The sequence below is a fragment of the Bartonella sp. AP19HLJMH genome (assembly GCF_042196245.1).
GTDB lineage: Bacteria > Pseudomonadota > Alphaproteobacteria > Rhizobiales > Rhizobiaceae > Bartonella.
The window spans coordinates 1-24,678 of record NZ_JBHIPX010000021.1 but is presented as its reverse complement, the minus strand read 5'-3'; the positions used below and the strand labels follow the sequence as shown (position 1 = coordinate 24,678).

At 39.5% G+C, this 24,678-nt stretch carries 20 protein-coding genes, 1 tRNA gene and 1 pseudogene; 18 read left to right on the top strand and 4 right to left on the bottom strand.

The window, feature by feature from the left end; genetic code table 11:
- Nucleotides 1–1,087 precede the first annotated feature (1,087 nt).
- Nucleotides 1,088–1,339 (bottom strand): phage tail assembly protein, encoded by a 252-nt coding sequence (locus ACFINR_RS08470; protein ID WP_375632598.1) that lies wholly within the window; start codon nucleotides 1,337–1,339, stop codon nucleotides 1,088–1,090.
- A 754-nt stretch (nucleotides 1,340–2,093) separates the two neighbouring features.
- Here ACFINR_RS08470 and ACFINR_RS08465 point away from each other — a divergent pair.
- From ACFINR_RS08465 to ACFINR_RS08450, 4 genes are all read left to right on the top strand, one after another.
- Nucleotides 2,094–3,290, top strand: a complete 1,197-nt coding sequence (locus ACFINR_RS08465; protein WP_375632599.1) for a multidrug effflux MFS transporter — start codon at nucleotides 2,094–2,096, stop codon at nucleotides 3,288–3,290.
- A gap of 261 nt (nucleotides 3,291–3,551) precedes the next feature.
- A complete protein-coding gene (locus tag ACFINR_RS08460) occupies nucleotides 3,552–4,283 on the top strand; it encodes an alpha/beta fold hydrolase (protein WP_375653997.1) in 732 nt (243 codons plus the stop codon).
- Nucleotides 4,280–6,454 carry an isocitrate/isopropylmalate family dehydrogenase gene (locus ACFINR_RS08455; RefSeq protein WP_375653994.1) on the top strand — a complete coding sequence of 725 codons (2,175 nt, stop codon included), beginning with the start codon at nucleotides 4,280–4,282 and terminating at the stop codon, nucleotides 6,452–6,454. Before ACFINR_RS08460 ends, ACFINR_RS08455 begins: the two co-directional genes overlap by 4 nt.
- Nucleotides 6,455–7,302: 848 nt before the next feature.
- A complete protein-coding gene (locus ACFINR_RS08450) occupies nucleotides 7,303–8,067 on the top strand; it encodes an N-acetylmuramoyl-L-alanine amidase (protein ID WP_375613801.1) in 765 nt (254 codons plus the stop codon).
- Nucleotides 8,068–9,316: 1,249 nt separating this feature from the next.
- On the opposite strand, the gene ACFINR_RS08445 is transcribed toward ACFINR_RS08450, so the two are convergent.
- Nucleotides 9,317–10,513, bottom strand: coding sequence for a porin (locus ACFINR_RS08445; RefSeq protein ID WP_375632602.1), 1,197 nt, complete (start codon nucleotides 10,511–10,513; stop codon nucleotides 9,317–9,319).
- Nucleotides 10,514–10,830: 317 nt separating this feature from the next.
- Between ACFINR_RS08445 and ACFINR_RS08440 the strand changes: the two genes are divergently transcribed.
- Nucleotides 10,831–10,921 (top strand) — tRNA-Ser (locus ACFINR_RS08440).
- Nucleotides 10,922–11,522: 601 nt separating this feature from the next.
- On the opposite strand, the gene ACFINR_RS08435 is transcribed toward ACFINR_RS08440, so the two are convergent.
- Both ACFINR_RS08435 and ACFINR_RS08430 read right to left on the bottom strand, forming a co-directional pair.
- Nucleotides 11,523–12,743 (bottom strand): MFS transporter, encoded by a 1,221-nt coding sequence (locus ACFINR_RS08435; protein ID WP_375632603.1) that lies wholly within the window; start codon nucleotides 12,741–12,743, stop codon nucleotides 11,523–11,525.
- Nucleotides 12,740–13,198 carry a hypothetical protein gene (locus ACFINR_RS08430; RefSeq protein WP_375653991.1) on the bottom strand — a complete coding sequence of 153 codons (459 nt, stop codon included), beginning with the start codon at nucleotides 13,196–13,198 and terminating at the stop codon, nucleotides 12,740–12,742. The genes ACFINR_RS08435 and ACFINR_RS08430 overlap by 4 nt, the downstream gene beginning before the upstream one ends.
- An 802-nt stretch (nucleotides 13,199–14,000) precedes the next feature.
- On the opposite strand from ACFINR_RS08430, the pseudogene ACFINR_RS08425 reads away from it, so the two are divergent.
- From ACFINR_RS08425 to ACFINR_RS08365, 13 genes and pseudogenes are all read left to right on the top strand, one after another.
- Nucleotides 14,001–14,248, top strand: a pseudogene (locus tag ACFINR_RS08425) (baseplate assembly protein); the annotation flags it as partial.
- Between the two features lie 227 nt (nucleotides 14,249–14,475).
- The gene (locus ACFINR_RS08420; RefSeq protein WP_375653988.1) at nucleotides 14,476–15,687 is read left to right on the top strand and encodes a YbfB/YjiJ family MFS transporter; all 1,212 of its coding nucleotides are present in this window, start codon (nucleotides 14,476–14,478) and stop codon (nucleotides 15,685–15,687) included.
- 95 nt (nucleotides 15,688–15,782) lie between these two features.
- Nucleotides 15,783–16,376: an FAD/NAD(P)-binding protein gene (locus tag ACFINR_RS08415; RefSeq protein WP_375653984.1), complete on the top strand. Its 594-nt coding sequence runs from the start codon at nucleotides 15,783–15,785 to the stop codon at nucleotides 16,374–16,376.
- Nucleotides 16,377–16,523: 147 nt separating this feature from the next.
- Complete coding sequence (locus ACFINR_RS08410) at nucleotides 16,524–17,651, top strand: hypothetical protein (RefSeq protein WP_375653981.1); 1,128 nt, start codon at nucleotides 16,524–16,526, stop codon at nucleotides 17,649–17,651.
- A gap of 58 nt (nucleotides 17,652–17,709) precedes the next feature.
- Nucleotides 17,710–18,057: a hypothetical protein gene (locus ACFINR_RS08405; protein ID WP_375653978.1), complete on the top strand. Its 348-nt coding sequence runs from the start codon at nucleotides 17,710–17,712 to the stop codon at nucleotides 18,055–18,057.
- 122 nt (nucleotides 18,058–18,179) lie between these two features.
- On the top strand, nucleotides 18,180–18,713 hold the full coding sequence (locus tag ACFINR_RS08400) for a hypothetical protein (protein WP_375653975.1): 534 nt from the start codon (nucleotides 18,180–18,182) through the stop codon (nucleotides 18,711–18,713).
- Between the two features lie 280 nt (nucleotides 18,714–18,993).
- On the top strand, nucleotides 18,994–19,203 hold the full coding sequence (locus ACFINR_RS08395) for a 2-hydroxymuconate tautomerase family protein (protein WP_375607418.1): 210 nt from the start codon (nucleotides 18,994–18,996) through the stop codon (nucleotides 19,201–19,203).
- A gap of 86 nt (nucleotides 19,204–19,289) precedes the next feature.
- Complete coding sequence (locus ACFINR_RS08390) at nucleotides 19,290–20,489, top strand: phage tail sheath family protein (protein WP_375654002.1); 1,200 nt, start codon at nucleotides 19,290–19,292, stop codon at nucleotides 20,487–20,489.
- A gap of 3 nt (nucleotides 20,490–20,492) precedes the next feature.
- Nucleotides 20,493–21,011: a phage major tail tube protein gene (locus tag ACFINR_RS08385; protein ID WP_375614765.1), complete on the top strand. Its 519-nt coding sequence runs from the start codon at nucleotides 20,493–20,495 to the stop codon at nucleotides 21,009–21,011.
- A gap of 9 nt (nucleotides 21,012–21,020) precedes the next feature.
- The gene (locus tag ACFINR_RS08380; RefSeq protein WP_375653971.1) at nucleotides 21,021–21,434 is read left to right on the top strand and encodes a hypothetical protein; all 414 of its coding nucleotides are present in this window, start codon (nucleotides 21,021–21,023) and stop codon (nucleotides 21,432–21,434) included.
- 131 nt (nucleotides 21,435–21,565) lie between these two features.
- Nucleotides 21,566–23,902, top strand: a complete 2,337-nt coding sequence (locus ACFINR_RS08375; RefSeq protein WP_375653968.1) for a phage tail tape measure protein — start codon at nucleotides 21,566–21,568, stop codon at nucleotides 23,900–23,902.
- A 13-nt stretch (nucleotides 23,903–23,915) separates the two neighbouring features.
- The gene (locus tag ACFINR_RS08370; RefSeq protein WP_375653965.1) at nucleotides 23,916–24,377 is read left to right on the top strand and encodes a phage tail protein; all 462 of its coding nucleotides are present in this window, start codon (nucleotides 23,916–23,918) and stop codon (nucleotides 24,375–24,377) included.
- Nucleotides 24,374–24,628 (top strand): tail protein X, encoded by a 255-nt coding sequence (locus tag ACFINR_RS08365; RefSeq protein WP_375653960.1) that lies wholly within the window; start codon nucleotides 24,374–24,376, stop codon nucleotides 24,626–24,628. Before ACFINR_RS08370 ends, ACFINR_RS08365 begins: the two co-directional genes overlap by 4 nt.
- Nucleotides 24,629–24,678: the final 50 nt, after the last annotated feature.

Genomic DNA, 24,678 nt, shown 5'->3' with positions numbered 1-24,678 from the left:
GGAATGCGAGTTTCCATGTTTTATCTCCTTGAATATGCTGGAGATACAATGCCTTTTTGCAAATTATGTTCCAAAAGTGAATAGATATGCGCCAAAAAGGACAGAAAACATCGAAAACAAGACGGTGATCATTGCTTAAAATTCTTCTTATATGACTCCAGTTTAGAACTGATAATACCAGTTTATCGAGAATTTTAGTTGATGGGGGGGTAAACGGTCTATGGGGGTATGGCTCTCTTTTCCCGTTCTGTACTGCAATGTTTAAAAGATTGAATGTCGTTGTGAAGTTTAATCTTTCCCCCTTAGCTTAAAAGTAAGCTCTCTTAATGCTTTTCTTTCAAGTAATGTCCCAGATACTGCTTGAGGAAAACTTTGTAAACGCTTTTCCATCATTGATTATGTTTGAAGGTAAAAAGTAAAATTCTGGAGTCTTTATTTTATTATTCATTTTTTTGTAAAAACAGTGCGTCTTCTAAAATTTTAGTTTTTTATATTGTACTTATAATTAAAAGAATGCTTCAATTATTCAAAATAAATATCAAAAGTATTCAATTCAAAAAGCTATGAGAGATAAAAGATAAGGAAGAAACATTAGTGTTCTAAGCTGTTTTTCCTTCTCTTATTGCTCTATATCAAAACAATGCTAGAAAAATTTTCTAAGTTCTTTGAGTAAAAACTCCCAAAACCAGAGAGGAAAGTTAACAAGTTTTGAGACAATGTCCAAAAGTTTCGAGATTCTCTCCAAAGGTTGTTTTTTAGTTTCGCCCGCAGTTTTTTTATACGATGTAAGAGCACTTTGATTTGAGAGATAAATTTGGTTCGATGGACCATCTTGTATTAAGAAAGTGCATTTTGTAAAGGTCATGCGTTCCACCTTTATGACGTAGGGATTATGAACTGTAATCGGTTCATAGGTGCTACAGGTTTTCACTTTTGCATTTGCAGTTGTCATGGATTCTGTTTCAAATGTATTTGTATAAAGGTTACTTGTGCGTTTTTCGGGTTTACTGTCGATTAAAATACATTCATCCATTATACTTTTTATGGGTGCATTTACTTTGTTTAGTATTTTATCAAACTCTTTTAGTCATTCTTTTATTAAAGGCCCGTAAATGTCTTTAATGTTTAAAAAGTCAAGAACACCAAGTTTACTGATGGCATTATAGGACCACCCTGAAAGACATGCGATTATTTCGATTGATTGCTCGTCGCCTTCTTTCCTCTGTATTGCTTTTAAGTCTTTAAATTTCGGGCGGCGTAAGGTGATTTCTGTGTATGTCTTTCCTTCCACTTTAATAGGTACAAGTAATTGGTACATGGCTAGTTCTGTTATATTCATTATTAGCTTCTCCTTGCTTTCTAAATTAGATGCAGAATGATTTATCAAATTTTTATTATAGCATGTTTGTCAATAGCTTAGGCAATAAACTTTGTGCTGGCTATGTAGAATGAAATTCTAACAAAATGGACAAGATGAATTTAGATTTTAAGGGGAGACAGAAGCGCAATTTGCTTTATGATATTAGTGGGCTATTAAGTTTATTTGCTCAACTATTTGCGTGGGGAGTTTTGAGGAAAGGGAGTTTGTGGCTTCTTTTTTCTTTGAGCGTTGTAAACCAATTCTGATAAAAGATGTTGTCGGAAGAGTGATGTTGTTGTCATGGAGAGGGATAGAGTTTGGGAGCGTTTTTGTTGATGATATCAATGAAAAAAGCTGATGAAGATAGGGCAACATGAATACAACAAAATGCGCTATTTCGGATTGGGAAATATATCTCTGAAGGAGAGGTTTGATCTTTTAGCTTCTTTTGCGTATAGTTTTAAAATTGCGGTTTGCTATGCTTTAAAATTAATTATAAAGTGAAGAACTAAGTATTTATTTATGTGTTGAGTGTGTGCGTGCGGATCATACACTGGATTTATGTCTCAACAAAATGAATTATTCTCGAATAAAGTAAAAGAATAAAGAAAATTTATTATTTTATTCCCTGTGGATAAAGTTAAAATAGCTTTATATTTATAAATATAAATTATTATTTTTCTATAAACGTAAAATTTAAATATTTTTAAATTTAAGAAATGTGACTTTCCTGATGAAACATAAATATACATTACCATTCATTGTACTTATCGTATGTTTATCGACGGGAGGATTGATTTCTACCGATATTTTTTTACCAGCACTGGGCGATATGCGTCAATATTATCAAGTGACACAATCTCAAATTCAAAGTGCAGTGGCGGTTTTTTTGTTGGCATTGGCACTTGGACAGCTCATTTATGGGCCGCTGAGTGATAATTTTGGGCGTAAAAAAACACTTCTATTGGGCTTATTCTTGTGGTTATTTACGACACTTGGTGTGATTTATACGGTTCATATTCACGCTTTTCTTGTGTTACGTTTTTTGCAAGGTCTTGGTGCTTGTGCGGGACTTGTCTTAAGTCGTGCAATTATCAATGATTTGTTGGATAAAAAAGCGGCTGGAAAACTTTATTTGATTGTTTTCCCTTTTATTGGAATGTCACCAGCACTTGCACCTTTCATTGGTGGACTTTTGATACAGGCTTTTCATTGGCAGGCAACTTTTATCTTTTTAAGCTTTTTTATATTTTTGACCATTTTGCTATGTTGTTTTGTGCTAAGCGAAACTCTACCCCCTCAAAAACGGCAGCATTTTTCTCCTGTAGGATTAATGAAGGCATATTTAGGCGTTTTCAGAAATAAACAATTTATTTTTTATGCACTTATTCCGTGTTTTTCTTACGCTGCCTATTTTGCTTATATTGTGGAGTCGCCTTTTTTACTCACGACTTTGGGGTTATCGCCGATACACATTAGTTATAGCTATATTGGTGTCTCGTTTCCCTATATTTTGGGAAATCTTTTGGCGCGATGGTTTTTTGAACGCGAGTCTATGGAAAAGACTGTGGGCAGAGGGTACATTATTTTTGTGATAGGTGGTGTGCTGTTTGCTTTGCAAATGTATCTAAGCCCATGGCCCCTTGTGACAAGTTTTATGGCTATTGCTGTTCTTACTTTTGGCAATGGTTTTTTATTGCCGTTAGGAACAGCGTTGGCTATTTCATCGCATCCGAAAGCTGCGGGAGCGGCTTCTGGTGTTATGGGATCTTTGCAATTAGGAAGTGCGGCACTCAGTGCAGCGGTTATCGGAAAAATCTCTGGTCATAGCCCACGGGCTATGGCAGCTTTATTAGCTGTGTGTTGTATGATTGGTTTTATCATTTATATTCAAAAAGCGCGTCATTTTATGACTTCAGAAATAAGCTGAGTAAATGATAAAAAGAAAGCATTATGCGGAAATGCTTTTGATGTTTTACACAAATGGGGCACCTGTACATTAGATGAATTTTTTTTATTAAGTTGCTGGATTGAGTGGGTTTAAAATTTGTTACAAGCTTAGTTTGAGTTTAACAAATCGATTATTATGGGGGGAGAATATGAGCCTAGAGTTTCAACATATTTTCATTATATTGGGTGGGAAAGTTTCTGGCTCTAATGCATGTTTAAAAATAAGGGGAGGAATTGATCAATGAGCCTTCCTATTATTATTCTTTCTCCTGTAATGCCAATTTGGGATGGTGGTGTTTTTTGTTCTCCATTGACAAAGCTATGCTTATCAAAAGGATTCCCTGTCACTCTGCTGGATACGCTTTCTCTTTTTCCTAAGAGTTCTCATGTTCTCAATTATTCTGCTGTAGACACTTTATCTTTTATGGCAGAAAAACTTAAAAGCTATTTTAAAGAGCCCGCAGTTCTTGTGGGATTTTCTATGGCTGGAACATTGGTACAAATATTGGCAGTACAGCTTCCCAATGTTCAAGCTGTGCTTGCTGTGAATGCGCCTGGCTATCCAGATAAGATTTTGCAACGGCGCCTTGGAGATATTCTTGCCTCCTTAGAAAATAATGATTTATCGGGGGCTTTGGAAATACTCAATGGTTTTATGCATCCTTCTGGCGTTATGAAAAAAAGAGCCTTATTGGAGATTCCTGATGAACAAAAAAGCGTGGCAATTGAACGCATGACAAGAGGCTTTAAACTCTTATTGATGATGGATGCTAGAGATGAGTTAGTTAAGTACAAGGGGAAGTTTTTAGCTTTAGTGGGAGAAAAGTCGCAACTTGCAACGGTAAATAATCAGACACAAAGTCATAATCTGAACCATGAATATAAGATTATCTCTAGTGCTGGTACGCGTTTGTGGGAGGATAATCCTACTATGACGGATGCAGTCATTGATGAGTGGATGGAGGGACTATGAAAAAGAAAGTTCTTGTATTACCTGGTGATGGGATAGGACCAGAGGTTTGTGATGCTGCGCTGATGGTTTTAGAGCAATTCCAATTGCCGATTGAATTGACTTATGGTGATATTGGTTTTGAATGTTGGAAACGGGAAGGAGATCCTATCCCTCAAGCGACTTGGCAAAAAATTACTCAGAGTGATGCTATTTTACTTGGTGCTGTGACCAGTAAAGGAAAAGAAGCGGCTTTAAAAGAACTTGCTCCGCATTTAAAAGAGAAAAACCTTGTCTATGTTTCTCCCGCACTTCAACTTCGCCAAAAGTTAGGTTTGTTTGCGAATATACGTCCTGTAAGATACATCTTTGGTCCGAGAAAACCTTTTCATTTTTGTGTTATCAGAGAAAATAGTGAAGGCCTTTATGCTGGATTGGATTTTCGGGGTATTTCTCCTGAAACAGCCGTTTGGCTAAAACATCCAAATTTGACAAAATATGGGCTTGAGGAAGCTGCGTGGACAGTCCGTTTGCAAACACGCTTTGGTTTAGAACGGTTATTTGAATATGCTTTTTCGTATGCAAGGAAATATCGCTTTAGGCGAGTTACTTTTGCTGATAAGCCTAATGTTCTGCGAGAGAGTGGTCAGTTTGCTCAGGAAATTTTTGAGAAAATTGCGCAAAACTATCCGGAAATTGAAGCAGATATTCATAATGTTGATGCGGTTGCTTTGTGGATTGCAACCAAGCCAGAGCGGTTTGGTGTGATTGTTGCTGAAAATATGTTTGGCAATATTCTCTCTGATCTTGGCTCTGGGATAATGGGGGGATTGGGGCTTGCATCTCATGCGAATGTGGGGAGCGAGATTGCTTATTTTGAACCTGTTCATGGAAGCGTACCACGTATTGCTGGACAAAATAAAGCCAATCCTTCTGCGATGCTTTATACTACGGCTTTACTCTTAGAGCATTTAGGCTTTAAAGATGCAGCAAAACAATTATCTGAGAGTGTTGATCAGGTTATTCGTGCTGGAAAAACCGTTACCTATGATCTTGGAGGTGTAGCCTCTACCCGTCAAATGGCTGAAGCTGTTCGCAATTCTCTTGTGAATCCTGTCTTTGTTTGTCGTGCGGCGATCATTACCGTTGGTGATGAACTCCTTTCAGGACAATATTTGAATACGAATTTACAAGATTTAAGCCAAAGCTTGAACAAGAGAAATATTCAAGTCACACGTCATTTTGTTTGTGCTGATCAATTACAGCAAATTAGTGAGACTGTTGTTTCTTGTCTTGGACAAGAAGATCTTATCATTATCAGTGGGGGATTGGGACCAACATCAGATGATAAAACACGCGATGGAGTTGCCCAAGCTGTAAAGCAGCCTTTGGTACATCATGAAGATGTTTGGCAAACAATAAAAGGTCAATTACAACGATTAGGGATTACGGCGGATAAGAGTAATGCACGTCAAGCATTGTTTCCTGAGACAGCAACTGTGCTTGATAATCCTACAGGCACAGCACCAGGGTTTTATCTCTCTTGCGATGGAAGTACGCTTGTTGTTTTGCCTGGTCCACCATCACAGGCTCTTGCGCTTTTAGAGAATTATTTAGAACACAATGAGAAGAAATATTCTTCTGTATCGCGTGCGGAGTATGCATGGACTTTGATTGGAATTGATGAAAGTACTATTGCGCAGTGGGTTGATGATCATCTTGAAAATGAACCCTTTGAACGGCATTTTTTATGGAAAAGCCCCTATGTTTTGGTGCAACTGGTTGCTCAATCAGAAGCGCTCTTGGAACAACATTTCGTGGAAGCATTTGAAAATCATTTTCACCCCTATTTAGTTGGGGCAGAAGTTACTACTGCTTGTAAACAATTAGCGATGCATGCAGAGGTTCATTGGTCTGCCAATGATCCGCTGCTTTTAAAATATTTTCAGCCCATAGAAAAAGGTAAACAAGATATTCCACTGCTTGAGGTTGAAGTGAGCCTAGAGCCTTCTTTGGAGACATTAGAAAATCAAGCAGAAAGCCTTGGACATGCTACCATAACTATACGGATGAAAGGTTATGGTGAGGATTATATTACTTTTCCCTATACGCGACCACTTTTAGGTGTCGTCTTACAAGAATATGCAGCCTGGGCTGTCTTAAAAAGATATTTGAAAATGGAGAAGAAAAAATGAACCTCTATGGGGATGTAAAATATTGCCTAAATTATTGAACGTTCTATTATAGGAAGTATTTTGATCCTTTTCTTCAGTGGTTTTTGTCTATAGGGTAATTTTTCTTTTGATGTGTCATTAAATGACTTTGATTGATTCAAGATTAAGAAAAAATTTACGATATTAGGCTCGCTATATTCAATATTTATAATGATTAATTATGATTATAAATCAAGATGTTATCTTTCATGGAGCTGATGACAAGGAATCCAGAGACGTCATGTACCGCAAGCGTTGTAGATAATTGAGATTCTTCTGAAAATCAAAAAGCGATGGTGTGAAAAGACAAGAAGTCGTGTCATTTACAGGAAAGCTTTGCAAATTTTATTGAACAATATGTCCGTGAAGAGTTTTATTGTGAACATGTGCCGTTCTGTTATCTGATAATAAATTGCTGTAAAGAGCTCATAAAATTTTTCCTTTAAGTTTTTGTGTGATTGCATGATCGTTGGGTGTTCACTTCCGAGGGGCGATATTTTTCAATTTGATAACAGGAAGAACTATTTTTTCTGTAAGATGTGAAGATTTAAGGAGTGATTATTTTACGCTTTTGTTTTCTTTTTGATTGGTAATTTGTAGGAATTTTTTTTGGGGAAAATATTTAATGTGGTTAAAAACATTTTATGCGTGTGTGGGAGAAAAATAAAAATGTGGTCTTAATTGTTGATAAGAGTGTCAATATTTTTGATGAACAAATTTTAGTCGTAATTCTTAGTATCTAGATGGGAAGTTTATTGCATTTTTTAACAGTTCGTATTCTATCTGTTGTGATGCGCAGTGGTTTTTTAAGCAAAAAAGAAAGGGCTTTTATGTATCAGATTGATTACAACAGTTATCGTTCTGTCAAGAGTTTTAGTCGTCGCGTTCATTTTCTCGTTATGCATTATACGGCTATTGATTTTAAAGCCTCGATTATGGCGCTTACAGGAGAAAAGGTTAGTGCACACTATCTTGTTCCTGATCCTTCAGAGCAGACATATCGTGAGGCAGGCTTTAAGGATATGCGTATTTTTAATCTGGTTGATGAAAATGAGCGTGCATGGCATGCGGGTGTGAGTTCATGGGCTGGGCATAGTCATCTCAATGATGCATCTATCGGGATTGAAATCGTTAATTTAGCGACTTATCATGATGGGACGGGTATGTTTCCTCCTTATAATCCAATACAAATTGATGCTGTTAAGGAACTTGCCTTGAATATTCTTCAACGGTATCCCGATATTATGCCAACTGATGTGGTGGGACATAGTGATATTGCCATTGGAAGAAAAAGTGATCCAGGAGCAGCTTTTCCATGGAGAGAACTTTATAGCGCAGGTATAGGAGCATGGTATGATGATGAACTAAAAAGTCATTATCAAGAGCAATTCTCTAAGAATTTGCCACCCAAAGAAGATGTTTTGGCGAAGCTAAAATGTTATGGATATGACATTTCTGCTGCGTGTACCCAAACAGGATACAAAGATTTGATCCGAGCATTTCAACTTCATTTTCGTCAAGAAAATTATGATGGGATTCTAGATGTTGAAACAGCAGCAATTCTTTATGCATTGGTTGATAAGTATTTTCCGTGAATTCAATGCGTTTTAATTGAAAATATGGCTATGATTACGTGTAAGCCTTTTTATTATCAGGAAAGGCTGCTTTTTGCCAATTGGCTTTATGTAAAAAGGGCATTAATCGTGTAAAAAATCCCATGTACGGTGTAAGGCGTTTTATGGAAACATAACTCTGAAAGCTCTATGATTTGCAGAGATTAAATTTTATTGTTTCTTTGTCTTATATTTTTCTTCCTTTAAAAACGCATAAAGCCAAGATGTTGTGTATATGATGACATGTTCCTTACGCAGGGTAAAACGCTTCAAATAAAATGGATTTGTATTGTATATTTCCATGCTTGTTTTAAAGAAATGTCTTTTAGTGTGTATCACAACACATATTTTATAGCGACGTTCATAGAGAATATAATCTAAAATCCTCTATGAAGTGTATCCTCATTTTTATGCTTAATAAAAGTGCCTAGCACTATCGTACATTTTGTTAGATCTCAATGTTACGACAACCCTTGGAACTGAAAACGATACATAAAAGGGTTTTCTTTACTCGTTTTTATTCACACGGCTCTCTCCGCTTGTCGTGTACAAGTGAAAGGTTTTGGTTGATTGAAACATGCAAAATTATAAATTATGATTATAAATCAAAGTGATGCAGATTCAAGAAAAATAGGGGCATTTACAGATTGCTACTGATAGGGGGGCTATTCTTTAGAAGGGGAAGAGGTCAATTCATTTTTTTGAAGATATATCTCTTTTCTCTTTTATTGCTTTAGGGGATGTTTGCATCGTTTTGACAGCATGTTTCTTAATGATTAAGTTTTTTAATGAAGCAGTGTTATAAAACGTTGTGTTTTAGAGTGTTGATAGAAGACACATTCAGGCATATCAAAAACACAATGATGTCTTGTTTTTTCAATATTTTATCTGTTCAGTGTAGAATTTATTTGAGAAGATCATGACCTAAATTAACAAAGGTTAGAAGTAAATTATCAAGAAAGACCAATTTGGTCATAAAGCAAAGGGGTTATTCATGCTTTAAAGGGCAAGGAAGAGATTGTGTTTGAAGTGATGTGTAAACGCCCGTGTGAGGTGCTCTTATCAAGCATATCAGGTTAATCTTCTAAGAGTAGTTTTATGAAACTAAGGCGGTTTTTTTTCGAGAGACAAGACAATACGTATCAGGAAAAGATATTCATGATATTTGATTTCAAAAATAAAAACTGGCAAACCATGTTGCCAGTTTTTAAAAGCTGTAGCTTAAATAGGATTAGAATGAACGCTGTAAACGGATCATACCTTGAAAAGCACTTTTCTTATTGAATAAATGTTTTTCATCATTATTTTTATCCGTCACAACGCGATCATCGTTCCAAGAAACATAGGTTAATTCAGGTGTAATCACAAATCCTGGAACCAGCGTGTATGTAATATTTACAGAAGTTGCAAAGGTTTTTACAGCACTATAAGAAACTTGAGCATTCAAATTTGCTTTTGGAGTAAGCTTGTAAGTGGCACCCGCCCAAGCAGCCCATTTACCACCCCAGTTTGCATAAATCGTTGTGCTTTTTCGTGATAACTCATCATTTGCATTTACTGTGTAGTAATCAAGTCCATTTTTATAGCCAGCCATTACCCATAGATTGAAACGATCGTTGACATTGAAATCTGCACGTACTTTTCCAGCCCACTTTTTGTAGTAAGCATCATATGCTGCAACTGCTGAAAAACCACCCCATTTTTGCATGAACTTTATACCCAAAACCACATTCGGGGTGTAATTTTTAATTGCTTTACTTGGAAGAGTGCCCTCAGTGATAGAAACAAGCTTATCATCTTTATCAATGTAGTATCCTGTTATTTCTGGAAGAGAATCTGCATTATTGCCTAATTCAGCGCCGATAATAGCAGAAAAGCCGGAGTCACCACTAAAGGTGTAGGAAATAAAATTGGTGCGTGTTGTGCCGGCAGGCGCTATGCTGTCATCATTGAGAACATTTCCATAATCACCAGTCCAGCTGTTGAAAATTGTGTCATCAAGACCTACGCGAAAACCACCCAGTTCAATGTAAGCCGCGGCAAGCTTTGCAGCAGCGTTGTCTCTACCATCACCCCAGTTTGAATAAATTCTTGCATATGAACGAAGTGTTCCCATTTCTGTTTCAGAAGCTGCTTGAAAAACAAGGGTGAGCCGTGATGCTGCGCCATAGGTTTTTCTTTTGTTTCTTAGTTCAGTTTCGGTTGTTGCATCGATATTATCACCGCCTATAAAATCAGTACGAACATTTCCTGATAAACGCATGCAGGTTTCTGTTCCAGGGATATAAAAATATCCTTTTCCATAGGCATCACAAACGCGAATATATTCTACAGGTTCGGGTTCGGCGATAACTGTTGAAGCAGCATGTGCTCCAGAAATTGCTAAAAAAGCTGCTGTAGAGCTTAAAAAGAGGGATTTAATATTCATATGGGATCTCCGAGGTCCGGTTAAATTTCTTCTAAAGAGTACCATTTGCCTAACGCATTAAGGACAAAGACATAAGTAAAATACGCAGCACTTGTTATCTTAGCTATAACTAATCTTTTTAGAGTTTCAAATATGAAATTACCTTTTTGTAATATATACATGTACTATTCGAGATGCTGTGGTAAAAAAGACACAATTTTTGTTTTATTAACTTTTGCTCCTTATGGGATCAATAAAGGAAAAAAATTTTCAGATATTTGGGAAAAAAATCGAAAATGTCTTGAACTTTCTGTTGATACCATTTATGCCTCTCTGTTGGAGAGGTGGCCGAGTGGTCGAAGGCGCTCCCCTGCTAAGGGAGTAGGGCTCAAAAGGCTCTCGAGAGTTCGAATCTCTTCCTCTCCGCCATCTATTGTTATAAAAGCAGTTGACTGTGTATCGGGATTCTGTTTATCCCGTTGGGATTATACCTCTCATATAAAAAGCATGTTCTAAACACAAATATACTTGTGTTGCCGATTTATGCACTTGTTTTAAAGAGATATCTTTGCAATGTGTATAAGCCCATTTTGCGACGCCACCTCGTAAATGGTATAAAACACAAAAGTTTCTGTGAGACATATAAAGCCTTATAAAGCCACATCATTTGTATACTTATGAAGATGCAAAGAGGCATATTATATATCTGCTTATATATCTGCCTTCCTGTTGTTATAGATTTTGACTATGAGAGTTCATAAAAGGCATTTTTCCTTTCTAAATCGTTTTTATTTATACGGCTTTCTCCACTTATGATGTGCAAGCAAATGATTTTGATTGTTTCAACCATAAAGCAGATTTGAAAAGAAAGAATCTTACAATATTCGCGTTTGGTATATTATCATTATAAATCAACGTGTTGCTTTATATTTGCATTGTGTATTGAAAGTTGGATGTGGCAATGCTCTCAAAAAAGTTATAGATTTCTTTTAGAAGAAAACATTGTGGGTGAAATGTTATGGTTTTCCTTTCATAGAGACTTTTGAGAGTGTTTCATCCATCTCATGACAACCAAACCACACATGAAAAAAGTAATGGTCGGTAATATTAGGTAGTAAGATGGAGAAACTTTTGCAGGAAGAAAAGAAATAATACTCAATACTGTAATTGAAAATATTCTTCCGCTAAAAGAGACAGCACCAACAACACCGGAAATATGCTGCGTTTGTTTTTGGTTAAGTTCTGAGAAAAATAAGCTTTTTGCGCCGATCGGTACAGTGCAAATAAATCCATGGATTAAAGAGAAGGCGATGACTGATGCAGCAGTTTGATGGCTATGAACTGAAAAATAGAGCGCTATGCACATCAGCGCAGAAAAGAAGGAAAAATATTTTATAGAATTCTTATATTTTTTATCAAGAACATGATACTTAGACATCAGTAAATTTGAAAAATATTGTGCTGAAAAGGCTCCAATATGGCAGCACATCAAGACGAGCATTTGCGAACCGTTGAGGTGATGAATTTTTCCCCCTAAAAGTATTATTGGTTGCCAGAAATGATAAATAATCTGAATACCAGCGCTAAAAAGGCACATGAGGAAAATAAACCATGCTCCTCCTACTGTATTTTGAAATATCCAGAGCGTTTCCTTGGCATTGTGCAAGATTGTTTTTGTTTTGGACGTTTCAATTGTCGTTTTCTTTTCTTCAGGAACAATAAGGAATATCAAAAAAATAAATCCCATCATGAGGCATGAGATGATATATCCCATAAAATATCGTCCAGAGTAATAGATCGTTCCAATTCCTACAATCCCACTGAGAATACTTCCAAAAGAGTTAACCTGGTGGTAGAGATGAGCATAATGCGAAAAGTGATCCTGTTTATCGCCTAGAGAATGGTAAATCCATCCGTCAATGGCGCTGACAATGATGCAAATGCCTGCTGCATAGAGAATTTGCGCAATAATAAGTGCTGTCATATTGGGAGCTTGAAGGCATAGAAGATAAAATACTCCTGTCATAAAGACCCCAGCCATAACGGAATATTTACGCCGATATCTGTCAGATAAAACAGCGCAGGGAAAATCAAGCAGCAGAATGGTGGTGGAAAAGACAACCTGAAGCAGAGCTAATTGCGCCAGACTCACTCCCATGGACATTAAAAAAATCGCATGGTAAACGCCGATCAGCATGCGGACAGCATTATAGGAGCCATAGGTGAGAGCAAGGGTGCGTGCTCTGTTCATTGTGTTGTTCCATAGATTGTACAATAAGAATTCTCATTGAAAAGAATATTTTTCTGTGAAAAGGTAGCGGTTTCATATCCCCATTCAGGGATTAGTGGAAAGAAGGCTTCCATAACCATCCCAAAATTTAAAAGGTCCCTTAGTCCATATGGGACTTCAAAGCGTATTAATGAGAGCAAATGATGCAATTGTAAAGTGATTATGAGAAGCAACATAAGCCTCATAAATGAGATTGTTATTTTTTGAGGGGAGTTGCTTCCGTAGTAATCATTTTGTCTAGATCTGTAAAATGACCCTAGGACGGCAAGATCATTGACATAATTAGGACTTATAGAAGTGTGTTTATTTTTTATACACCATTTACTGATCCATTCTCTTTGCTGATCAGCTGAAATAGCACAAATGATCCATAAATCGGTTTTTGGTAATTTTTTGATATCTTTTTTTATAGTCATCAACATTTGTAATCCCCCCATTCTTTCTGACTGTTTCTCCGTATCACTTTACGTCTAAAAATTTTTTTCAGAATTCATCTTTACTTTATTTATTAAAAATTTATTAAAAAGATTGTCTCGCAAGGTGCTTTTTAATCACGTCATTACGATTAAGAATTAAATTTCTGATATAAGAGGAAGGGTGCATGATACATTGTGACTAAATACATAAATCCCTCCGTATCCTGAAATGACGATTTCCTTTTGCAAAACAGTATCTTGAATGGAAGCTCGATAACCGTTACGTTGATTATGGAAATGATACCCTAAAAGAGTGCTTATGAGTGCTTGAAGATATTCTTTAGATATTACAGATAGGACAAGAAAATAGTTTAAAAAAATCAAACGTGGGATAAAAGCTTTCATCTTATGATGGGTAATGGTGAATTTTAAACTTCATCTACTGTTTTTTTGAGCTACTGTGCTGTAAGAAAGATCAAACTCCCCCAATTCATGTCTCTAATTTAGATCATTTTTAGATCATTGATCATAAAACATTATATACTGTCTTTTCAAATTATAACTTTGCTCATTGCTTGTCTTCACTGATTAAATCAACATTTTTCTAAAAATACCGCTTGAGAAAAATGCATCCTATCAGTTTAATATTCTATGATCTTTTAATTAATTTAAAGAAGATAACATAAAATATACGATAAAAAATGAATAAATTTCAATTTTTATAAAAAAAACAAACTTTTTACTGCTGCTGATAAAAAACAAAGCTATATTAAAAGTAGCCTTTATACCCTTCAATACTATTGATTTTTGGTTGTTACCGGATGAAGGTTCCTTTGTTTTGGAAAGAGCAGAGCAGAATTTAAGAGCAGAATGGGCGCGTGCGCAAAAGCTTGTCCTTGATCTCTCTTTAAGTTGGATACTAAGCCGCTTGATGGTTGAGGGTGTTCACCATGTGAACATAACGCAACTTTGTGAGGGTATTTTAGTCATACCTGATGAAGCAGAGCTTTAGGGGATATTGTCTTGTTTGAACGGGGGCGTGCTGATTGATTTCCTCGTTGTTATTGCTGCTTAATTTCAGCCATTATTTTTCTGAAAAAGAAGCTTTGTAGGGAGAAGATCATACATGGAGCAGAGTGTAAAACGATGAAATGCATATAACTGATCCAGTAATGTTGACAATAATCGCTCAATATGTTGCTCTGGTTGTTCAAACAAATGGCTAGATTGGCTTTACTCTCTGAGATAAGTACTACTGTTGATGAGATAGAACGCAGATGAGGGAGCTATCAGTTAAGGGATTAAGAGTAATGGGGGGAAAAAATAATCGTCAAGATTTGAGTTATTTCAAAATCGCTGTATTCGGTATGATTATTATGATTTTGGGGATGGGGATTGGGCGATTTTTCTATACGCCGGTATTTCCTGTTATGTTGGATGAAGGATTGTTTACCTTTAAGCAACTTTCTTATATAGCTAGCGCTAATTATGGCGGTTATTTAGTTGGGAGTATGGTTTTTTCGTTTTGCAGAGTTGGGAATATATCCCGTGCTCCCTACATGCTATTTGGTGCAGCTATAGTGACGAGTGCACTTATTTTTGCCATGGCGTTAACAACAAACTTTTACTTGGTCTTCTTTATCCGCTTTGCTGCCGGTATCGCGAGTGCAGCAATGATGATTTTTGGTTCTATGACGGTTATGCAGCATAGTCACAAGGTGTGGGTTATTGCTTCGCTCTATGCAGGTGTGGGAGTTGGTATTCTGCTGGGTAATGAGTATGTTATTATTGGTTTGAGTAAATCGCTGAACGCGAAAAATATTTGGTTTGGAGCTGGTTTTATATCTGTTGTATTGTTGCTCTTGTTGTTTATTTTATTTCCACGTCGTGTTGATGCGTCTCAATTTGCTATTAATGAGTCATTGGCACACGAAAATATCGTTTGGTGGGAACTCGCTCTGATTTATGGGCTTGCTGGGTTTGGTTATATTATTGTCGCGACATATCTTCCTCTGATGGCGAAAACATTTAATTTCCCACTACTTGCTAACCACTTATGGTCGTTTGTCGGAATAGCCATTGTTCCTAGTTGTTTCATTTGGTTATGGGGAGCCCATCGGTGGGGGGTATTACGTTGTCTGATGCTCAATTTGCTTATCCAAGGAGGATGCGTATTACTGACATTATTCAGCCAGTCTCTTGTACTGATCGTTCTCAGTTGTATAGGGTTTGGATTTACTTTTATGGGGACGACTTCTTTAGTTATGCCGTTAGCTAAGCGTTTATATGCGCCGTATGGCATAAATCTGCTAGGCTTGGCTACCTTAACTTACGGTTTTGGCCAAATATTAGGACCTCTCTTGACGAGTTTTTTACAGTCTGGTTCATATGCCATTGCGCTTTCCGTTATCTGTGGTGCTGTAGCGCTTTTTGCCGCTGCTGGAATCTGTCAATATTGTCTTTGTAAAAAGGTCGTTGACGTTTCATAAATCCGCAATCTTCACTAAAAAGTCGAGAGAATTTATTCCATTCTTTTTGAAACATTTTGTGAAAGTCAAATTATTCTAATAGGAGAGATTACAGAATGCTTCACTCTACAGTCGCTATTTTGGGCGTTGGTCCTCGTGGGATCAGTATTCTCGAACGCTTGCTCACACTTTATTCCCATTATCCATTTTCTGGAAACATTGATATTTTATTGATTGATCCCAATGAGATGGGAACTGGTACCCATAGTGTGCATCAGCCAGATCATTTATTGGTTAACACTGTCGCTTGCCAGATTACTTTATTTGGTGATGATACAGTTAAGGGGGTAGGGCCTATTCGTAAGGGGCCGAATTTTTATCAATGGGCTAGTCAACAAGGTTATCGTAATATTAACGGTGTTTTTTCTCGTACAGAGCATGATGTTGGGAGAGAAATCAAAGAAAATGATTATTTATCACGTCGTTTGTTAGGGGAATACCTGTCTTGGGCTTACCAAGAGTTCACGCAAGATTTACCTTTCGCTATTCGTATTAAGGAGATCCGACAAAAAGTTATCAATCTCCATATCCACCAAGATCATAAAACGGATGTTCTTTTGGAAGATGGCTGTCGTTATAGTGTAGATTTTGTTTCCATGACCACGGGTCACGGTAAGAATATATATTCATCGCATGATGAAAGTCTGTAACAGTTTGTGGCTGTTCACCAAATGAAAAACGCGCTTTTGAACTATTATTCGAATCCTTATCCAATTGAAAAGTTGGACTCTATACAAGCTCAGTCTCGTGTGCTGCTGCAGGGAATTGGATTAACTAGCTATGATGTCTTGTCGTAATTGACTTACGGTCGCGGTGGGACTTTTACTGAAAATGCTGGACAATTGCGCTACATGCCAAGCGGCAAAGAACCTGCGACAGCTCTATTCTCCCGTCAAACATTGCCTTTTAGTAGTCGCGGGATTAATCAAAAGGGTGGTAGTGGGCAATACATACCATCATTCCTTACTCTCGATGCAATACATCATCTACGTAAGCAATCCAGCATTGCTAACGGTTCTCCGAAGCTGGATTTCGAAACGCAGCTTTTACCTCTGTTGCTTAAAGAAATGTGTTATGTCTATCGAAGTACGCAGCTGGGGCAGTGGCTAGACCCTGAAACCTATGTTGTTACTTCCAAAGACGAGCAGTGTATTCAAGCGTTGCTGTATCCTCATCGAAATAAAATATTTGCCTCTTTGAAGGATTATACAAGATTCTTCATGGAGCATTTGAAGGACGATCTTCATTCTTCCGCTGCAGGTAATGTTGATGGCCCAGTGAAAGCTGCTACAGATGTGCTACGAGATGTCCGTGATATCTTACGTTCAGCAATTGATTTTTGCGGGTTAACGTCTTCATCTCACAAGTATTTTATTGAATATTTTAATCCAAACTTTAACCGTATTTCTGTCGGCCCACCGATGCAGCGAAACCAAGAGTTGAAGGCTCTGATGGAGGCTGGTATCGTGACTTTGGCTGGCGGACCTTCACCTAAACTTGTTCTCAATGCTAGTACCAGCCGTTTCGAAATTCAGTCTGTTTTTCAAGATGAAAACAGTTCAGTTGATGGAGATGTGCTGATCAAGGCCAAGATTGATCGTTTTTCTCCGTTGCGTGATGAGTCCTCTTTTATCCAGAATTTGGCTGGTCAGGGCATCATTCGACCATTTATCAACCAAGGATATCATCCTGGTGGTATTGATATTGACCGTCGGCAGCATCCTATAGACACTAAAGGGCAAATACAAAATACATTATGGGTGGTCGGTAATCCAGTAGAGGGGCCCAATTTTTATACATATATTTTGCCTAGGCCTTTAGTTAATTCTCGTGCACTGCGGGATGCAGGGCGCTGTGTCATTAACATGTACGAGCAGCTTCTTAATCGCTACTCAGTCAAAGATTCAACAATTAATGTACATTGATGATGTAAAAAGCTTCCTGATACGCATGTCCTCCGTATCCGTTATAATGGCGATGCTGATGCTATTCATTTTTCTTATGTCTATCTCAATAAGAACTTGGTTTCTTATTCCATTGGCTGGAGTGACTGTTTTCGGTTATTTGCTTTTGACGATACCATACTGGTGGTTGAAGGGTAATGCACGCAGTGGTGTGTTCATCCTGTTGGTTTGTACTTTAGTGCTGATATGGCGTTGGCACTTGCCTGATGTTCGTACTGTGCTTGTGCGTTTTACTGATGTCTTTTGGCTATTACTCGCCATGGGATTGTTGCGCCATGTGATGAATACATGGCGTATTTCAGAATTTCTCTCTGAACGGTTGATGCGCTATGGAAGGGTTCGCTTACCCTGTCCATCGCGATACTGACTGCGTTTTTAGCTTGGCCGATGAGTTTGGGGGTTATCCCCCTAATGATTGATGCCTTGAAAAAAAGTGTTTTTCCCTCTCGCCATTTGGCCGCTATTGTGATGCGAATGATGAGCATCACGATGGTACTGATGCCGACCAGCATCGGTGCAGCAACAGTTTTCGCTGCTATGCCTAGAACACCAATATTCACATCCGCTGCTTTGGGGATACCACTTTTTCTATTTAGTCTGTTGTTGTTGTGCCTTTCTCCAGTTGTACCGCTAGCTAACCCGATTATTTGCGATGAGAGGAGAGCGAATAAAGAAGGAGAGAGAGTAAGAATTTGGATTTTTTTGATATTTTTCTGGCTAATATTTATCGTTGCGTTGACAGTTATTAGGTTGAATGCACTAGAAAGCATTGCATTGACGGCGAGCATTCTATACCTCATTGAGCGTGGGAGTTCACGCAGTATTGATTTTTTGACTCCTTTGATGGCAGTGATACGCAGTATATCCAGTGAAATTATGTTGTTGCTAGGTTGTAGTCTGCTAATATCTACTTGTGATTTGCTTATTCCTTTGTTGCCGGTGACGTTTAGTCACTCATTGGCATCACTCTCTGTTTGGCAGCTTATGCCTGTATTCTCTTTGTATTGCCAATTTTCAGTGTAGTAGGAATTCACCCTATGGTGCTATTTAGTTTGGCATTTCCCTTACTAGGGTCATCGATGGCTTATGGGGTTACGGATTATTTGGTTTGGATTTGCTTCTTTATTGCAGCTCAACTCCTTTCTCCTGTATCAATAAATGCTATTTTTGCTTCCAGTAGCCTGCATATTTCACCGGTGGATATGAGCTTTAAAATGCATAGTTATTATGTATTAATATTTAATCTTTTTGCGTTCATTTATTTGAGCTCTTTTATTCAATATTTGTAAATTATGGAGATCTTATGCCTTACATAAATATTAAAATTACTAATGAAGGGGTTACCTCTGAACAGAAACGGCAACTAATAGAAGGGGCAACTCAATTATTAGTTAATATTCTGAATAAAAATCCGAAAACGACTGTTGTCGTGATTGATGAAGTGGAGACAGACAATTGGGGTATTGGTGGTGTCCCCATTACAGAATTAAGAAAAGCTCAAAATAAAGAATAACTCTGTGTATTTGACAATAATTTAAGGTCAATAGGGTTAATCAATGTAAAAAATCCCGTCCTTTAGCAACATTTGATCAGACAGCCATTGGAGCGGTTGTTACAGCCCCTGATGCTGATAACCAAGTTTTTCCCCTCGACGAGCCTGTCCTTCTCTTTACGCATGAGGGTGAGAAAATCCAAAAGCTTGGAACAAGAGGTACAGCTCTTGATGTGATTAACGCGGTGTGTGCGCAGGGGATTGAGGCACAAATTATTCTTGTGCGGGTGGAAGAAAAGTCAACCATTGCTGAGACACAAACCGAAATGGTGGGATCAAACGCTCACCTGACCGGTGTGCACGCCTTGGCTCATGCGCGGGGGCATTTGGGGGTGGAGCCTGGAATTCTCTTAGCACCGGCTTATAGTGCAGGGCGGATTGACAATGGCAAAAACCCCGTGGCAGATGCACTGGAACAAGTGGCAGAAAAGTTGCAAGCCATTGCCGTGTTTGATACGGGGGGTAAAAATGCGGAAGAAAGCCTTGCCTATCGTGCAGATTTTTCCTCACGCTTTTGTTATTTGATTGACCCCTTTGTACGGGTGGCAAATCGTGAGGGGGGTGTTAGTGTTAAACCCGCGAGTCCTTTTGCAGCAGCCATGTTTATCAAACGTGACAAGCAAAGGGGCGGTGTTTTTTGGTCTCCTTCTAACCAAGATGTGCATGGCATTTTAGGGACAGCACGCCCCATTAGCTATTTTGATGGCGAAATTGATCATGAGGCAAATCGCCTTAACCAAGCCGATATTGCGACCTTTATTCCAGCACGACTTAGTCAAAATGCGCATGGGCAAATGGCTGCCAATGGGCGCATTTTATGGGGAAATCATACCACCTCCAGTGATCCACTTTGGCGCTTTGTCAATGTGGTGCGCACCCGTGCAGCCTTGGAAAAAACCATCATTAACAATTTGCGCCCTTGGGCGAATGATGAAAACCTTACTGGCCAACATGTTATTGCCATTACCCGCAGCCTTACACAGTTTCTTGATGATATGATTGCGCGTGGTGCATTGCTTGGTGGGCGGGTTTGGTTTGACCGCGATTTAAATTCCAACAGCACTTTACAACTGGGGAAATTGCGGGTGGAATTTGATGCAGAAGAAGTGCCACCTTTAGAAGATTTGAGTTTCGGCAGCCGGCGCAATAGCGCTTATTTTGACCGTTTGGCGCAAGATATCCAAAAGAAAATGACTTATCAATTTGGCGATACGCTTGAAACTTATCGCAAAGCAGCAAGGAGTTAAAGCATGACTTTACGCATTGTACGCGGTTTTACCTTGATTGTTGATGATGATGTGAATCTTCACCTTGATCTTGAAACATTGAAACTGCCCACGTTGGAAGAAATTACAGAAACCTATCAACCAGGGGGCTCTGATATGCAAATTGATGTGAGCGGTCTTGGTGTGAAAGCTTTGAGCATGCAAATGAAAATCCGCAGCCATACCCCTGAGGTCATCGGTATTTTTGGTGGTCCCCCTGGTCTTCGTCATAAATTCACTGGCAAAAAACATGTGATTTCTGAAGAAGATGGGCGTGAGCATGAACATTCCATTGATGTGACAGGGCGGTTGGTCAAAGTGGATAGCGAAGGCTTAACAGCTGGGAAAGCCACAGGCTATGATTGCGAGATCAAAAATGTTTGGGATTATACGGAATTTTGGGATGGTTCTGTTTTGCACCGCTTTTCTTTTAAACGGGGCGGCTGGCTTGTCCGCAACGGGCAAGAGATCGGTTCTCGCCGCCGCTCTATTCTCAATTTATAGGAATTGATCATGACAAGTTTACAAACCAGCATTGACGTGGAATTGCAGGTTCCGCTTCCTTATCAAGATAAAGGTGGCAAAGAATCTCTCTGCAAGAAACTGACCTTTTATCGCCCCACTTTTAAGCATGCCAAGCAATTAGCTGTGCTCATTGGACCACAATTGACAGAGCTGCTGCTTCCTGAGTTTGGAGAGCAAAAAACAACTTTGAGCAATGATGTGCTTATCACGAAGCTTTCTCAAGTTTTGTTCACAAGTGAGGCAACAGAAGGCATCACAGCACTTTTGGCTGATATGTCACATGAATCTATTGAATTGATTGATCGAGTTGATGTGATAGATATTGTCGCAATATTGAAGGCTTTTTTTGCTTTTTTTACGCAACGCCAATCCTCTCTGCCAGACAATTTGGAGCAGAACTAGCCCTTTATTATCACTGGGCGCCTTCAGAGATTAACCAGATGGATTGGCTGGATGTGATTGCCTATCGAGAAGAACTCGCACGCCTGAAAGCTCAAGAATATGAAAGTCATCAGTTAGGATAAAGAATCGTCATGGATGTTTCCCTTGTTGTGCGTTTTGTCAATCATCTGCAAGAGGGGATAGCTTCTGCCAAGCGGGATCTTGCAGCCTTTAGTTCAGATGTTGCACATTTCCAAAACAAGACAAGGCAGCATTTTAAAGGGTGGTTTGACCCTGAGCATCTTGAGGATGCGACAAAGAATGCGGAAAATGCTTTTATCCAAGCGCGGGGGCGCATGGTGGGTGCCATTGCGCAAACAGCAACCTTAATTGCACCGCTCTATAAAGCCATGCAATTTGACCAATCGATGAAGGGACTAGAAAAGGTTCTCGATGCCCCCCTTGATCGCTTAAAGGAATTGCGCCGTTTTGCGCTTGAAACCTCCACCAAGATTCCGCTAGCGGCGCGTGAAGTTTTGGAACTGATGACCAGTGCCAGCCAAGCAGGGATTGGCGAACAAGATCTGGAAGCTTTTAGCATTTATGCTGCCAAAGCGGCTGTTGCTTTTGATATGACGGGGGATCAGATTGGGGAGCGCTTTGCCAAATTGCGCAATGTTTTTAAGCTTAATCAGGTAGGTATTGAAGATCTAGGCGATGCTATCAATCATCTCTCTAACCACATGGCGGCAAAAGCCAGTGAAGTGTCTGATTTTACCAATCGTGCCACCGGTGCGGCAACCATGTTTAAGCTCACCGCGCGCGAAACTGCGGCATTTGGTACGGCGATGATTTCTGCTGGGATTGTTCCAGAGAGTGCCGCGCGTGGTTTTAATGCCATGAGTGCCCGTATTCAGGCAGGAGGCAAGCATATTGAAGATGCTTTTGCCAATATCGGGCTTTCTCGCGAAAAATTCATGCAAGATCTGGACAAAGATGCCACCGGCACCTTGGTACGCTTTTTTAATGTGTTGGGTAAATCCGAACAGGGCATGCGCTCGCTGATTGCCATTGCTGGGCGCGATTTTACTGGTGATTTTGCCAAATTGGTGGGCAATCCCGAATTGTTAGGGCAAGCTTTAGAGTATGTGAAAGATCCACAAGTCTTTAAAGGCTCTGTAGAACAAGAAGCAGACAAACAAGCAACCGGTGCCATGCGGCAATTTGAACTCTTACAAAACCGCATTGTGGCTTTAGGGATTAGCATTGGTGAAGTGCTTCTGCCTCCTCTCAACAGTCTCATGGAAACTGTTGGTAATTTTACTAATGGGCTTATGGCGTGGGCGAATGCCCATCCCACTTTAACAAGTGCCATTATCAAAACCATTGCCGCTCTGATGGCTTTTAATATTGCTCTGCGCGTGTTGCGCTTTACCATGGCTGGCACACGTCTTGGGCTTTTTCAATTGATGGGCTCTTTTATTAAGCTTAGAGTACTCAGTCGTGGTGTTGCTGCAAGCTGGCGGGGCTTAGCAGCCGCAGGGCGCTCGCTGGGCTTGCTAACCGCGGGTCTTGGGGCAAGTTCACTCCGACTCTTACGCCCCATAACTTTACTGGTAGGGGCTTTACGGGGGATTGCTGTCTCAGGAAGTGCATTTGCTGCCTCTTTTGGTTGGATGGGGACAGTGATCGAAGTGGTTGGGGCGGGTATTTCCTCTGTTGTGGGGGGTATTTTTACCCCAATAGGGGCTGTGGTTGCTGCTGTTGTGGCGGTCATCCTTGCTGCTGGTTTTGCTTTGTGGAAATATTGGGATCGTTTTTCTTCTTTTATGAAGGGCTTTGCACGGGGGGTATCTCGGGCTTTTGGGCAAGCCTTTGAAGCTGTTATGCGCTTTTTTGGTGCTGATACCACCACCATTACGCGTTGGAAAAATATAATCGCCAATGCTTTTGATCTCTCTCAAGTTTGGCAAAAGTTTAAACAAGAGCTTTCCTCTGTTGCCGAGTGGTTTGGCAATTTGTGGGAAGGCGTTAAACAAAGCTTTTCCAACTTTTGGCAATGGTTGAAGAGTTTTTTTACACAGGAAAAGCTCTCGGAGAGTGCCAAGGCTGGTATGGAACAAGCCGGCGAAGATCTGGCTAATTCGATTGTCGATGGCTTTATGTCGTCTATCTCACAATTGATGGATTTTTGTAAATCTTTGCCTAGCCGCATTAAGGGGTGGATTGGTTCCATTGATGTAAGAGAGTTTTTGCCAAGTTTTTTGGGGGGTAAAACAGCCATTCAACCCATCGTGCAATTTGCGGGGGCGGGGCATGCAAATTACTCTGTGAGAGAACAAAGAGAGAAAGAGCGCTCCACCACCACCCACAATCAAAATGTCACAGTGCATGTCAATGGTGCCCGTGATCCTGTGGCCACTGGTCGTGCGGTTGCCCACGCCATTCAACGGGCACGCGCTAATGCGCTGCATGGCGGGACAGAATGAGGGGAGGGAGGCTATGAGAGATCCTTTGATGATGTTAGGACCGCATCAATTTTATGTGGACTGGCTGAATTTCCAATCCTTTGAAGAAGAGTTTTCTGCCTCATGGGTTTGTATGGAGCGTTTTGGCAGGTCCCCCAGTTTGCAATTTACCGGCTATGGCAATGATGCAAAAACCATTCATGGAGTTTGGTTTCCAGAAGAATTTGGGGACCGGGTAGCGATAGATGCCATCACTACAACTATTCGAAGAGCCAAGCCGGTTCAGATGCTTCGTTGGATTAATGATACGACCTATAGTGTCCTTCTCCATGGACCCGTAGTAATCACCACGATCAATAAAGACCATGACTATATCAGTCGCTCTGGTCAATCCCAGCGCATCCGCTATTCCATTACGCTCTTGCCCTTTTTTAATGGCGGAAAACCACAAGGACAATACCAAGAGAGACAAATCCAAGTGGGACAAACTTTATGAAGATACCCAAAAAGCGCGTTATTGTAGAGCTAGAGGATATGAGCCTCGATCTCCTTTGCTTTCACCATGTCATGGCAGTGTTCAGAGACCGGAGGCAAGCTGGTTTACTCAAAGGCTATTTAGAAGCCACACTGGAAGCTAATCCAGAGATTGCCAAATATGGTGTGTTTTTACCACGGGGCTTAAAGGTCATGCTGCCTGAATTTGTTAGCCAAGAAAAGAACAGCATGGTGAAGCGGTTATGGGATTAATGCGTACACACCCTTTTATTGTGGTCAAGGTGGGAGACAAACCTGTTCAT